12 protein-coding genes and 1 tRNA gene are annotated in these 14,051 nt (G+C 31.5%); 6 read left to right on the top strand and 7 right to left on the bottom strand.

Features of this window, described 5'->3' with window-relative positions; genetic code table 11:
- Window positions 1-119: 119 nt before the first annotated feature.
- The gene (locus RM519_RS03495) at window positions 120-647 is read left to right on the top strand and encodes a glutathione peroxidase (protein WP_311592558.1); all 528 of its coding nucleotides are present in this window, start codon (window positions 120-122) and stop codon (window positions 645-647) included.
- Window positions 648-711: 64 nt separating this feature from the next.
- On the opposite strand, the gene RM519_RS03490 is transcribed toward RM519_RS03495, so the two are convergent.
- Window positions 712-1,623: a leucine-rich repeat domain-containing protein gene (locus RM519_RS03490; RefSeq protein ID WP_311592155.1), complete on the bottom strand. Its 912-nt coding sequence runs from the start codon at window positions 1,621-1,623 to the stop codon at window positions 712-714.
- Window positions 1,624-1,806: 183 nt separating this feature from the next.
- On the opposite strand from RM519_RS03490, the gene bshB1 reads away from it, so the two are divergent.
- The 3 genes from bshB1 to RM519_RS03475 all read left to right on the top strand — a co-directional run bounded on the left by bshB1 (window position 1,807) and on the right by RM519_RS03475 (window position 3,457).
- A complete protein-coding gene (bshB1, locus tag RM519_RS03485) occupies window positions 1,807-2,523 on the top strand; it encodes a bacillithiol biosynthesis deacetylase BshB1 (RefSeq protein WP_311592154.1) in 717 nt (238 codons plus the stop codon).
- 64 nt (window positions 2,524-2,587) lie between these two features.
- Window positions 2,588-2,663: transfer RNA gene (locus RM519_RS03480), tRNA-His, on the top strand.
- Window positions 2,664-2,782: 119 nt separating this feature from the next.
- On the top strand, window positions 2,783-3,457 hold the full coding sequence (locus tag RM519_RS03475) for a tetratricopeptide repeat protein (protein ID WP_311592153.1): 675 nt from the start codon (window positions 2,783-2,785) through the stop codon (window positions 3,455-3,457).
- 4 nt (window positions 3,458-3,461) lie between these two features.
- Here the strand turns inward: RM519_RS03475 and uvrA are convergent, their stop codons facing one another.
- Complete coding sequence (gene uvrA / locus RM519_RS03470; RefSeq protein ID WP_311592152.1) at window positions 3,462-6,266, bottom strand: excinuclease ABC subunit UvrA; 2,805 nt, start codon at window positions 6,264-6,266, stop codon at window positions 3,462-3,464.
- A 269-nt stretch (window positions 6,267-6,535) separates the two neighbouring features.
- Between uvrA and RM519_RS03465 the strand changes: the two genes are divergently transcribed.
- Window positions 6,536-7,120 carry an RNA polymerase sigma factor gene (locus RM519_RS03465; protein ID WP_311592151.1) on the top strand — a complete coding sequence of 195 codons (585 nt, stop codon included), beginning with the start codon at window positions 6,536-6,538 and terminating at the stop codon, window positions 7,118-7,120.
- Window positions 7,121-7,357: 237 nt separating this feature from the next.
- Here the strand turns inward: RM519_RS03465 and RM519_RS03460 are convergent, their stop codons facing one another.
- Window positions 7,358-7,993: an endonuclease III domain-containing protein gene (locus RM519_RS03460; protein WP_311592150.1), complete on the bottom strand. Its 636-nt coding sequence runs from the start codon at window positions 7,991-7,993 to the stop codon at window positions 7,358-7,360.
- 33 nt (window positions 7,994-8,026) lie between these two features.
- Here RM519_RS03460 and bcp point away from each other — a divergent pair, with 33 nt between their 5' ends.
- The gene (gene bcp / locus RM519_RS03455) at window positions 8,027-8,479 is read left to right on the top strand and encodes a thioredoxin-dependent thiol peroxidase (RefSeq protein ID WP_311592149.1); all 453 of its coding nucleotides are present in this window, start codon (window positions 8,027-8,029) and stop codon (window positions 8,477-8,479) included.
- A gap of 46 nt (window positions 8,480-8,525) precedes the next feature.
- On the opposite strand, the gene RM519_RS03450 is transcribed toward bcp, so the two are convergent.
- From RM519_RS03450 to RM519_RS03435, 4 genes are all read right to left on the bottom strand, one after another.
- Window positions 8,526-8,879: an FUSC family protein gene (locus RM519_RS03450; RefSeq protein ID WP_311592148.1), complete on the bottom strand. Its 354-nt coding sequence runs from the start codon at window positions 8,877-8,879 to the stop codon at window positions 8,526-8,528.
- A 21-nt stretch (window positions 8,880-8,900) separates the two neighbouring features.
- Window positions 8,901-9,683 (bottom strand): DUF3108 domain-containing protein, encoded by a 783-nt coding sequence (locus RM519_RS03445; RefSeq protein WP_311592146.1) that lies wholly within the window; start codon window positions 9,681-9,683, stop codon window positions 8,901-8,903.
- Window positions 9,684-9,734: 51 nt separating this feature from the next.
- Window positions 9,735-12,122: a TonB-dependent receptor gene (locus RM519_RS03440; RefSeq protein ID WP_311592557.1), complete on the bottom strand. Its 2,388-nt coding sequence runs from the start codon at window positions 12,120-12,122 to the stop codon at window positions 9,735-9,737.
- An 82-nt stretch (window positions 12,123-12,204) separates the two neighbouring features.
- On the bottom strand, window positions 12,205-13,896 hold the full coding sequence (locus RM519_RS03435; RefSeq protein WP_311592145.1) for a M23 family metallopeptidase: 1,692 nt from the start codon (window positions 13,894-13,896) through the stop codon (window positions 12,205-12,207).
- Window positions 13,897-14,051 lie beyond the last annotated feature (155 nt).

Raw genomic sequence — 14,051 nt, 5'->3', positions numbered from 1 at the left:
TTATTGGTAATTTTAAATAAACGATTCTATAATTTTGTAAATTGCCGATATTAAACATATTTAAAATGAAAAAAAAAATAATAATTTTAGTGATTACATTTTGTGCAGGAGGGGTTTATATGAATGCATTTATGAAAAAAATTAACAGTGAAGAAATGAATGTTAAAAAAGAAAGTTTACATCAGTTTAAGATGGAGGATTTATATGGAGATGAATTCGATTTTTCTCAATTAAAGGGGAAAAAAGTAATGCTTGTAAATACAGCTTCTAAGTGTGGATTAACACCACAATATGAATTATTACAAGAATTGTTTGATACTTATAAAGATAAAAATTTTGTAATAGTTGGATTTCCGGCTAATAATTTTGGAGGGCAGGAGCCAGGGACGGTTGTTGAAATAGCGGCTTTTTGTAAAGAAAATTATGGTGTTACCTTTCCAATGATGAATAAAATTTCAGTGAAAGGTGATGATATGCATGATCTCTACAAATTTTTAACGTTGGCATCTAGAAATGGTGTTCAAGATTCAGAAGTAGCATGGAATTTTCAAAAATATTTGATTGATGAAGATGGGTATTTAGTTGGGTCTAAAAGCCCTAGAACATTACCAAATGATGCGGAAATAATCGAGTGGATTGAGAAGTAGTATTGAAAAAATTTAAAAAAAAAATGCCATCCACAAGGATGGCATTTTTTGAATTCAATAAAAATTAATCAAAAACAATTACATTCTGAATTCCTTTCGTGTCTCTCGGGGTTGAGATAAATTTAAAGTTTTTTAATGTTGCAATTTCAGTAATCCTTGAATCGATATTCGCTTCAAAGAAGTTATTATTCAGCATTAATGTTTCAAGTTTAGTTAGTTGTGCTATTTCTAAAGGAACTTCTCCTTCTAATGAATTGTTAGCCAAGGATAACTCTTCTAAATTCTTAAGGTTTCCAATTTCAATTGGAATAAATCCGATCATTAGATTGTCGAATAAACTTAAAGTCTTTAACTGGACTAAATTGGACACCTCATTTGGTATAACACCACTAATTCTGTTGCTGCTTAAATGTAATTCTTCTAAACTATCCATATTTCCAATAGTAGTTGGAATTGAACCATTTAAGTTGTTGCTATAAAGAACTAATTTTTTTAAATTTTTTAATTGCCCTATTTCCTGAGGGATAGAACCTTCCAATCTATTCATAAACAATATCAAATCATTTAATGAACTCAATTTGCCTATGGTCTTAGGAATTCCACCATTTAATTGATTGAATGACATGTTTAGAGACTCTAGTTCTGATAAATTACCTAAACTAACCGGAATTGCTCCAGTTAATTTATTCATGTGAAAATTAATAGTTTTTAAAGATGTAAGATTACCAAGGTTAATTGGTAGGTTTCCTTTTAAATTGTTAAAACTTAGATCTAGCGCAACAACTTTATTTTCTTCCAAAGTAACACCATGCCAAGTAGAAATTGGACTTTCTAAATCCCATTTCAGATTCCAATTGGCTCCGTCTGTTGCATTATATAAATCAATTAATGCATCCTTTTCAGAATTAGATACCAAAGCAAATGTAATGTTTGAAACTGTTAAAAACAGTATTGATAGTAGGACTTTAGTTTTCATTTTCGTGGGGATTAAGGGTTAAATTCTAACTAAATTGCTCAGCTAAACTATACTAAAAAATAGAACTGTGCAAATTTTATTAGAAAAAAATTACCATTTGTTTGAGTTTTAGTACCATTTATTCAATTTTTTCGCAAATTATTTTAAAGTCTATTTTTATTACCTTTGTATTAAATCAATTATATGAAATTAGATATTTTGGCTATTGGGGCACATCCAGATGATGTTGAATTAGGATGTGGAGCTACCATAGCAAAAGAAATTTCTCTTGGGAAAAAGGTTGGAGTTTTAGATTTGACCCGAGGAGAATTAGGTACGAGGGGTTCTGCTGAAATTAGAGATGCGGAGGCAGGGAATTCTGCAAGAATTTTAGGTATTGAGGTAAGAGAGAATTTAGGTTTGGCAGATGGGTTTTTTCAAAATAGCAAAGAGAATCAATTAAAGATAATCGAAGTTTTACGAAAATACAAACCTACTGTAGTGCTTTGTAATGCTATTGATGATAGACACATAGATCATGGGAAAGGAAGTAGATTGGTTTCAGATGCCTGTTTTTTATCTGGTTTAAGAAAGATTGAAACAGTGTTAGATAATACAAAACAAGAGTCCTGGAGGCCAAAGCAAGTATATCATTATATTCAATGGAAAAATATTGAACCTGATTTTGTGATAGATGTTTCTGGTTTTATCGATAAAAAAGTGGAATCTGTTATGGCCTATAGTTCTCAATTTTTTGATGCTAATAGTAAGGAGCCAAGTTCTCCAATTTCTAGCATGAACTTCTTAGAAAGTATTACATATAGGGCTCAAGATTTAGGAAGGTTAATTGGAGTTGCTCATGCAGAAGGGTTTACGGTAGAACGATTTGTTGCCATAAATAAATTAGATGATTTAATTTAAATTTTATTTAAAAAAGGCTTGTAATAATTAAGAAAAAACTTAAATTTGCACCCGCAAGTTACACGGTGGTTGTAGCTCAGTTGGTTAGAGCATCGGTTTGTGGTACCGAGGGTCGCCGGTTCGAATCCGGTCTTCCACCCAAAAAGGCTTTCTTAATTTTAAGGAAGCCTTTTTTATTTCATAATCTTTAAGATAGATTTAGGAGATTATTCCTGTAGAAATTAATATTTTAGCGCCCTTACAATTTAATATTTATAAAATGAAGAAAAGTATAATTGCCTTTGCTCTATTAATTTCGGCTACAGCAATGGCACAGAATGTTACAGGAGTGGCTTTGGAAGAAGCAAAAATGAAGCAAGCCTTAAAATTTGGAGATAAAGATGTAGCGAAAGGAGCATTGTATAATATTATTACAATGCAAGGAGAAACAAGTACGTATAAAGATACATTAGCGTATCTTTATTTTAATAAAAGAAACTTTCTTTCTTGTTTTCTTGTAACCAATGATATATTGGAAAGAAGTCCTAATAACTTAGAGATATTAGAAATGAATGCAATTTCATTGGAATCAATTGGAGCGATGGAAAAAGCCCTGGAAGGTTATGAAAAATTATTAGCAACATCAAACAGAGCATTTCATGCCTATAAAATTGCTGGATTGCAATTCGGAATGAACAAGTTTGATGATGCGAATACTTCTATTAAGAAAGCGGCACAATTACCAGAAGAACCTAATGTCAAAGTTTCTTTCGCTGTAAATGCAAACTACACACAAGATGTGAATTTAAGAGCTGCTATCGCTTATTTAGAAGGTTTAATCGCTGTGACTCAAGAGAAAAAAACGGAAGCAATTGTAGCTTTTGAACGCGCAGAGCAGTTTTTTCCGGGTTTTGTTTTAGCAAAAAGCCAATTGGATAAATTAAACGAACAATAGAGAACTACCTTAGTTTTCCTTTTAAGTAATGAGCAGTGAAACTATTTTTATTGCTCATTAATTTTTCAGGTATACCCTGAAATAATAATTCTCCACCTTTTTTACCACCTTCCAGGCCAAGGTCAATAATATAGTCGGCACATTTTATTAATTCTATATTATGCTCAATTACCACAATGCTATGACCATTATTAATTAGAGCGTTGAAAGAAGTTAGTAATTTCTTGATATCATGAAAATGAAGGCCAGTTGTTGGTTCGTCAAATATAAATAAGGATTTACTTTGTCGTGTTCCTTTTACAAGGAACGAAGCCAATTTAATACGTTGTGCCTCTCCACCTGAAAGTGTTGAAGAAGACTGACCTAAAGTTACATAACCTAAGCCTACATCTTGTAAAGGTTGTAATTTTCGAGCAATTCTTTTTTCCTGTTTTTCAGTAAAGAAAGAAATGGCATCATCAATCGTCATGTTTAGTATGTCACTTATGGAATTACCGTCTATTTTAACTTCTAAAATCTCTTTTTTGAACCGTTTTCCTTTACATACTTCACATTCTAGGTGAACATCTGCCATAAATTGCATTTCTATCGTTACTTCGCCATCACCTTTACATGTTTCACAACGACCACCCTCTACATTAAAAGAGAAATGTTTGGGTTTGTAATTTCTAATGGTTGCAATTTTTTGCTCAGCAAATAAACTTCTGATGTCATCATAAACTTTTATATACGTAACCGGATTTGACCTACTTGAACGACCAATAGGGTTTTGATCAATAAACTCTATATGTTCCAACTCATTAAAGTCTCCTTTAATTTCTGTAAACTGTCCTGCTTTTTCTCCAAATCCACCTATTTTCTTCTGTAGAGCAGGATATAATATTTTCCGTACTAATGTACTTTTTCCACTACCAGACACCCCTGTAATAACACTAAGTGTATTTAATGGGAATTTTACATCAATGTTTTTTAGATTGTTTTGACGCGCCCCAATAATTTCGATAAACTTTTTGGATTTTCTTCTTTTTTCAGGAACGGTAATTTCTAAAGTTCCATTTAAATATTTGGACGTTAAAGAATCAGAACTAAGAATATTTTTATAGGATCCTTCCGCGACAACTTCTCCTCCAAATGTACCGGCTTCAGGCCCTATGTCTATAATTACATTCGCGGCTTTCATTATATCCTCGTCATGCTCAACTACAATAACCGTATTCCCTAGATCACGTAAATTAAGAAGTACATTTATCAATCGTTCCGTATCTTTTGGATGCAATCCAATACTTGGTTCATCTAATATATACATTGAGCCTACTAAACTACTGCCTAGAGAAGTTGCTAAATTTATACGTTGGCTCTCTCCACCTGAAAGCGTATTGGAAGTTCTATTTAATGTTAAATAACTCAAACCAACATTGGTTAAAAACGTTAAACGATTATTAATTTCTGTTAATAGTCTTTTCGCAATTTCTTGGTCATTTTCTGATAAACTTAAGTTTGAAAAGAACTGTTTCAATTCATCTAATGGCATTTCAACCATTTCTGAAATGGTTAAGTTGCTAATTTTGATAAAATCTGTTTCTTTTCTAAGTCGTCTACCATCACAGGTTGAGCACTTTGTTTTGCCTCTATAACGCGATAGCATTACGCGGTACTGGATTTTATAACTCTTTGCTTCTAAATGTTTAAAAAAAGCGTGTAAGCCGTCAAAATATTCATTTCCATTCCAAACCAATTCTTTTTGTTCTTCACTTAATTCAAAATAAGGTCTATGAATTGGAAAGTCGAATTTATATGCATTGTCTATTAGGGCATCTTTATATTCTCTAAAAGAATCCGATTTCCATGGAATTATAGCATCTTCAAAAATTGATAATCCAGTATTTGGAATAACTAAGTCACGATCAATTCCTATAATATTCCCATATCCTTCGCAAGATGGGCAGGCTCCGTATGGATTGTTAAAACTAAATAGATGGGTATTTGGTTCTAAGAACTGCATTCCGTCTAATTCAAACTCATTACTAAAATTTGTAATAGAATTATCATTTATGTTTTCTAAGGAGCATTTTCCTTTTCCTTCATAAAAGGCGATTTGAACTGCATCTCCTAAACGATTGTAAAAATCTTCGTTTTGTTTTACAATAACACGGTCTACCACCAATTCAAAATCATGTCCAAACTCTATAGGACTTACCTTAGCTGTTTTTGAAAATTCTTCGATACGAATAATTTTTCCATCGTGTTTTATCCGAGCATATCCCTGTTGAGAAAGAATAGTTAGCGATTTCTCAACACTTCTTTCTTCGGGTATATGCACAGAGGCAAGCAGTAATAATTTAGTGCCTTCCTCTAATTTTTTAATATAATTTACAACATCAGAAACCGTATCTTTTCTAACCTCATCACCAGAGATAGGGGAGTAAGTTCTGCCAATTCTGGCGAATAATAATTTAAGATAGTCGTAAATTTCTGTAGATGTGCCAACTGTAGATCTTGGATTTGTACTATTTACTTTTTGCTCAATTGCTATTGCGGGAGCAATTCCTTTTATATAATCTACATTTGGTTTATTTAAGCGACCTAAAAATTGCCTTGCATATGACGAAAGACTTTCAACATATCTTCTTTGTCCTTCAGCATACAACGTGTCAAACGCCAAACTAGATTTACCCGATCCAGATAATCCAGTTATTACAACAAGTTTGTTTCTTGGAATAGCAACATCAATATTTTTTAAATTGTGCAACTTGGCACCTTTTATTAAAATATTTTCTTTTGGACTTAAAGAGGCTAAATTTTTGGTCATTTTTATTTTAAAAAGGAATAAAGGCAAAGGTAAAATAAAGATTTATCAAAACTAAACATGTTGAGAACTAATCGACTATTCAATTATCTAATAAGCAATAAAAACCTAAAAAAAATGCGAAGAATTTGGTGAATTAAAAAAAATATTTAATATTTGTCTCTGACTTAACTAAACCCAACTGCTTATTACATACTATTACTTTTTAAAATTTATTGTTGAATTAAGGCTTACTTACTACCGAAATTCAGTTGTATTAAAAATTAATGGTTATGGACAAACTAAAAGTATTAGATGGTGAACTTGTTAAAAATTACTTAGCAGGGAACGAAAAATCTTTTGAGATTCTTATCAAAAGACACAAACAAAGAGTTTACAATTTTATTTTTTCGAAAGTATTGGATCGAGATATTACCGAAGATATCTTTCAGGATACCTTTATTAAGGTGATAAATACATTGAAAAGAGGTAAATATAATGAAGAAGGAAAATTTTTACCTTGGGTAATGCGAATTGCACATAATTTAATTATCGATCATTTTAGAAAATCGAATAGAATGCCAACGTTTAAAAATACAGATGAATTTGATATTTTTTCTGTATTAGGTGATGGAGAATTGAATGCGGAGAAGCAACTGATAAAAGAACAAATTTTATCTGACGTTCGTAAATTGGTTGATGAACTTCCCGAAGATCAGAAAGAGGTATTATTGATGCGTATGTATAAGGATATGAGTTTTAAAGAAATATCAGAAAGTACTGGTGTTAGTATCAATACGGCACTAGGAAGAATGCGTTATTCATTAATTAATATGCGTAAGCTAATTGACAAATACAATGTTATTTTAGTGAATTAACAATAAAGTTAAAAATTCATCGTTTACTTTAGTATTACAAACAATAATTTGGGGTATATGATGAAACTTTACACTGAGAAGTCTTCTTTTAAGAAGCAACCTAAAAGAGAGACAGTTCAATTTTTACTGAACTATTCAAAATCTTTAAGAATAGTAAAAACGAGAAGTAAAAAACACATTGAATTGCATTTGAATTAAGAGAGGAAAGACTCAAACTTTTAAGTTTGAGTCTTTTTTTTATACTTTAATTGATTTCCTTCCAATTTTTTTGAAAATAGGATCATTTTCTACCTTCCAACCACGCGCAGGTGAGTACTCTCTTCCATAAAAAATGATTTGTAAATGCAATTTATTCCATAATTCTTTAGGGAAAAGTCTTTTTGCATCTTTTTCCGTTTGTTTTACGTTTTTTCCGTTACTTAAGTTCCATCTAAACATCAGTCGTTGAATATGTGTGTCTACAGGAAAAGCAGGGATATTAAATGCTTGACTTACCACAACACTCGCAGTTTTATGACCAACAGCTGGAAGTTTTTCTAATGCGTCCAAATCCTTTGGAACTTCTCCATTATGCTCTTTAATTAATATTTTGGAAAGTCCATGAATTCCTTTTGATTTCATTGGCGATAGTCCTACTGGTTTAATGATCTCTCTAATTTCATTAACAGAAAGTTTTACCATATCATATGGATTATCAGCTTTTGCAAAAAGAATAGGTGTAATCTTATTTACGCCTTTGTCAGTGCTTTGCGCCGAAAGTAATACAGCAACGAGCAATGTGTACGGGTCTTTATGGTCTAATGGCACCGGTGTTTTAGGATACAATTCCTCTAATGTATCGATAACAAATTGTACCTTTTCTTTCTTCGTCATTTTTAGTAATTTTACAACACAAAAATAAGAATTATGAATACATTAAAAGTAGGGGATAAGGCACCAAATTTTAGCAGTAAAGATCAAGATGGAAATTCAGTTTCTTTATCAGATTATAGTGGTAAAAAATTGGTTGTATTTTTTTACCCAAAGGCTAGCACACCAGGCTGTACGGTAGAGGCTTGTAATCTTAGAGATAATTATCAAACATTTGTATCTAAAGGATATGATATTTTAGGGGTTAGTGCAGATTCTGAGAAAAGACAGCAGAATTTTAGAAATAAACACGAATTTCCTTATCCGTTATTGGCAGATGAATCTAAGGTAGTGATCAATGCTTTTGGAGTTTGGGGACCAAAAAAGTTTATGGGTAGAGAATATGACGGTATCCATAGAACAACTTTTGTAATCGATGAGAATGGGATAATTGAAGATGTTATTCTTAAAGTAAAAACAAAAGAACATACAAGTCAGATTTTGAAATAAAAAAAAGCGCTAATTATAGCGCTTTTTTTATTCTTTTTGAAGTGGATTATTCCAATTCTTCCAACTCATCGAGTTCCTCTTCTAATTCCTTAACTGCATCTTCTTCTGACTGCTTTTCTTTTTCAATAAACTCGGTATCTATTTCTACTTTATTATCCGTGAATAGTTGTTTTCCAACCGATATAATAATTGCAAACAAGGCAAGTATTACCACTATTCTTGGGAAATTAAAATTTTGACCTTGTTTTTTAGCACTGTTAAAGGCAATAAAACCTAAAATTAAACCGACAGCAGCAGGAAAAATTGCCAAATTTGATATTGGTAAAAAAGAAAATATGAGACCTAAAATTGCTCCGATAATTCCTAAAATTGCAAAAAGTTTTATAATTGACTTGTTCATTGGTATATAATTTTGGTTGATTTATTTAGTGTAATTACTTAATCTTATTTGAATTGATCCTACAGGAATGTCAGCCTTAATTAAAGCTGGTAATCTATCATTATCAGCGGTAATCCAAATGTATTTACCACCTTTAATATCTTCTATTTCTTTTCCTCCAAACGCTAAAGAAAGTTTATAACACTCTTTTTTACCATCTTTAGCTACTTGAACTGACTCTTTTCCTAAATATTTAATGGATACTGTTTGTACTTCAGAATCTACAATTACATCAAGAACTGAAGTTGCTCCTTTAGGCATTGATTCATAATCTAAAATGCGAGCATTGTAGATTGAAGAAACGATATCTAAGGTTTTACTATCAATTGGAACATCTACCTTATAATCTTTATATCCTTTTTTATTTAAGGTTGAAACGGCAATTCCGGATTTTCTCTTGAATAAATATTTTAGTTCTTTTTTATATGTTCCTTCTTCAATACTTCTTTTATATAGGGAAGGCTTTAAAGAATTAGGGTCTACATAAGATTCGTATAAATCACGAACTTTAAAGAAACTATCCCAATTTGTATATGTAGATGCAGTACATTTTAACCTCAGTAATTCTCTTGTTTTTGTTTTAATTGTTGATGTTACCATTTTAACCTCAGCAATATCAGTCATAATTCCAGACATGCTATAAGATGCAGTAAAGGTTAGGTTTTCGCCACTTTTAATATATCTATTATTACTTGGCGTGTTTGTACCTTTTGTAAAGGACATACACATTATAATACTTGTAAATAGAATAAGTTTTTTAATCATTTTTTTAATTTTTATTTATAACGAACTGATTTCTCCATAAGTATACCAAGGTTAAAATAACATACCAAGTTTTACATTAAAGACACGTCCAGTCATATAATTTGGAATTCCATAGGATTGTTTCGAATAGACATCTCTAACCCAAGTATTTGTTATAGAATTTTGTACATCGAACATATTAAAAATTTCTACACCGAAAGTCAATTCTCTAAAATTACTTAACAAACCTGAATTAAATTGCTTGTTTTGATCTACGAACACATATGATATGCCAATGTCTGCTCTTTTATATGAGTTTAATTTATTTTGATATTGATACGGGTCTGCATAAGAAGGAGAGCCTCCCGGTAATCCAGTATTAAACACAAGATTTAGATAGGCCTTTAAATCAGGAATTGTAGGAACATAATCTTGAAAAAGCATGGCAAATTTAAACCTTTGATCAGTTGGTCTTGGAATATATCCTTTGTCATCTATATTTTCCTTAGTGGTCATAAAGCCCATGCTAATCCAACTTTCTGTTCCAGGAACAAATTCTCCGTTCAACCTTAAATCTATACCAGTAGCATACGCAACAGCATTATTTTTGGCTTCGTATCTTATTCTAACATTGTTAATCGTATACGGATTAACATCCGTTAAGTGTTTATAATATACTTCTGAAATTAATTTAAATGGACGGTTCCATAAATCAAAACTATAATCATTTCCCAAAACAAAGTGAATTGATTTTTGTGCTTTTACATCTTTTTGAACTTCTCCAATAGAGTCTCTTAATTCCTTATAAAATGGAGGTTGATGGTAGAAGCCTGTTGAAAAACGGAACAACATGTCGTTTTTCCAATCCGGTTTAATAGCGAATTGTCCTCTAGGACTAATCGTAGATTGGGTGCTGTTTCCAGAAATAGTTGCACCCGAAACATTCCAATTCTGAGCACGGATTCCTAGATTATACCAGACCTCATTGGTACCCCATTCCTCTTTTTTACTCCATTGTGCAAAGCCAGATATACGCTTAATTTGAACATCATTATATGCTCTTATATTTTGATAAGGAATAATTTTACCTTCGTAGGGCTCATATGGCTGGTTATTAAGAGTATGATTTGGTGGTCGAATTGAAAAACCAGCGGAGTCTATTACTTCCCATTCTATCAAACGATCTCGAATATCTTCTATTTGGTATTTTGCACCGAATTGAAAATTATTGCCATTTGAAATGTATGTGCCTTTTAATTGGACATTACTTATTAGTGCGTCTAGATTGTTTCTAGCATGATTTAACTGTGAGCCAATTCCTTTAGAAAACGATACTTCACCAAAATTTTCAGAACCTAAATTTGAATCAACTTCACCTAAATTATACGAGGCTAAAATATCATAATGTTCAGCTTCTTGCGTATTGTACGTTGACGTAGTTAAACTTAGTTGCAATTTGTCGTTAACTAAATAAGTTCCTTTAAGTGCTCCAAATGCAGTGGTGTAGTCGTCTTGTTCCTGTCCGTTATAATACACAATTAATTCTAAAGGCTCCGCTAATGTTCCAAACTTAGTCCTTCTAGAAATAGGGGTGTAGTTGTATTCGTTTTTAGAGAAATTTCCTAAAAAATCAATTTTTAGACGCTCATTTATTTGATATGATAAGAATGTTTGAACATCGGCGAATTTTGGTTTGTAATTGGTTTCAACATCTTTACTATTTACAAAAAGACTGTTGTCTCTGTAACGAACACCTACCAATGCAGACAGTTTATTGTTTAAAATTTTTCCCTCAACAGTAGCACTTCCACCAAGTAAACTTAAATTAACTGCTGCTCCAAACTCAGAAGGAGTTCTATAAGTAATATCTAAAACTGAGGATAACCGATCTCCATATTTTGCTTGAAACCCACCCGCAGAGAAATTTACATTTTGAGTCATGTCAGAATTCACAAAACTCAAACCTTCTTGTTGACCGGATCTCACTAAAAAGGGTCTATAAACTTCGATACCATTTACGTATACCAAATTTTCATCAAAATTCCCTCCTCGTACATTGTATTGTGTACTTAATTCATTGTTGTTGTTTACGCCAGGCAAGGTCATTAATACATTTTCAACTCCGGCATTAGCTCCAGGAATTTTTTTAACTTTTGCGGCATCTATTGAAATTATGCCTTGAGCATCCTTATTTCTATTTTTAACATCAACTTCGGTTAATTCTTCAGTTTTTAATTTTAGTCGAGGAGAAAAGCGAATGGTTCTTCCTTCAGGAACGGTTAAAGTTTTCGAATAATTGATAAAAGAAATATGACTGAAGACAATCGAAATTTCTTTTTTAGCAGGTATTTTTAATACATAATTACCGTTTTTATCACTTGTTGTTCCTTCTGGACCGGCCAAAACAGAAACATTCTCAATAGGGTTTCCATTTTGATCTTTAATAACACCAGCAACCATTCCAGTTTGTGAAAAAGTGGTGGCTACAAATATTAATATAAACAGAAAGGTTAAGTTAGTTTTCAAATGAGCGAACTATGAATTATTTTTTCCTGTAAAATGTGGATTCTAAAGTTTTAGTGTTCCCAACGTTGTCCTCAACAATTACTTTTAGTTTGTGTTCTGCCGTATTGAATTTAATATCGGCAAAGTCATAGGTAAGTGTTCCATGTTTTGGACTGTATTCCAATAAAATCCAGTCCCCATCAACTTCACCTCTATAGGATTTTAGGCCAGATAAATCGTCTGATACTTTTAGAACCAAACGTTTAAAATTAGTTACCCATTGTTTATCTTTAATATTGTGTAATCTTAATTTAGGAGGAATAGAATCTTTTAACAATTTAAACTTACCTAAGCTTTTAGTTTTTGTGTAAAAAGTTTTATCCTTTTTTTTAGTATCGACATAGTTTGGATAACCTTTACTACTATAGTTTGCTATAAAAAGTTGCTTTTTTTCTGAAGCAGTGTATTGATCAACATCAAAAGTAAGGGTGTAACTATTTTTTAGTAACACTTGATTCGAATGAATAGAGGCTTTTCCGTCTTCAACCTTAAATTTTAAATAAAGATCTTTATAAAATGTGTTTTTAGGAAAAGCAATGGTAACACCTTGTTTGGTAAATTTATTAAACTCCTTTGCTGAAATTTTGTAATCCGTTACCTCTTCTTCTGATCGAATTAAAATGGAATCCTTTTTACCTTGAATGGGTACAAGCATTTTCTTTTGATTGCCCTTAAAATCTTTCGCAATAATCTCTATGGTATAGGAATTGTTATCTTTAATATCTAGTTCCCCTCTGTTTTTAACGTTCTTGTATAAACTTAATGGATTCTCCTCTACAACAAAGCATCGTTGAATTTTTTCACCCAGCTCAATATATCTATCATAATCAATTAATAAATTTAGATGTTTGGTTTCTGCAAAAGAAAAGGTTTCAACATCATGATAGTAAATTCGAGACCCGTTAACATTCATCTCTAAACTATAAATTCCATTTTTATTAGCAGCTCCTGTTAAGCGATCATAGCTGTAAACTCCAAATCCAATTTTTCCAAAAGCGGTAATTTTGTCCGATAACAGAACACCTTCTTTTTGAGTTCTAAAACCAATTTTTAAAGGAATATTTGAAGTGTTTATTTGCGATAAACTATCAAGGGGGTATGCCACTAAGGTATTTATACTTGGTCTTTTATCGTCTTTTACTTTGATGCCAAAAAGAAGAGGGTTAATGGGATTAGATTTCCCATCTCTAATTTCAAAATGTAAATGTGGACCTACAAACCCGCCAGTACTTCCTGAAAAAGCGACAATTTCTCCCTTCGCAATTTGCAATTCATCGGATTTAGGGTACAATTGTATTTCGAAACTTTCTTTTTGATATTGTTTCTGTTTTAAATAGGATTCAATTTTTGGACTAAACTTCTTTAAATGAGCATAAACTGTAGTATATCCATTTGGGTGCGTAATATAAAGTGCTTTGCCATATCCCCAATGAGAAACTTTAATTCTTGAAACATATCCTTCAGCAGAAGCAAAAACATTAAGACCTTCTCTTTGTTGCGTTTTTAAATCTAATCCTGAATGGAAATGATTGGTTCTTAATTCTCCGAAAGTGCCGGATAAATACAAAGGAATATCCAATGGATTTTGAAAATAATTTTGTGGATATTTTTGCTGTGAAAAACCAGCAATCACAATAAATAGGAAAAAATAAAAACTGTGAATTTTCAATGGAACTAATTTGTGCTAAAGTAATAAATAAATTATTTAATACGTTATAAAAACCTAAGCATTTGCCAGTTAGTATATTAATTATTTTTCATTTTAAAAAGGTTAAATAGTTGTTAAATTGCGATAAGAATGCTACATTTGAAACATAGTTTTGA

Origin of the sequence: Urechidicola vernalis (assembly GCF_031846385.1) — a bacterium.
Classification (GTDB): Bacteria; Bacteroidota; Bacteroidia; order Flavobacteriales; family Flavobacteriaceae; genus Urechidicola; species Urechidicola vernalis.
This window is presented reverse-complemented; position numbering and strand designations above follow the sequence as displayed.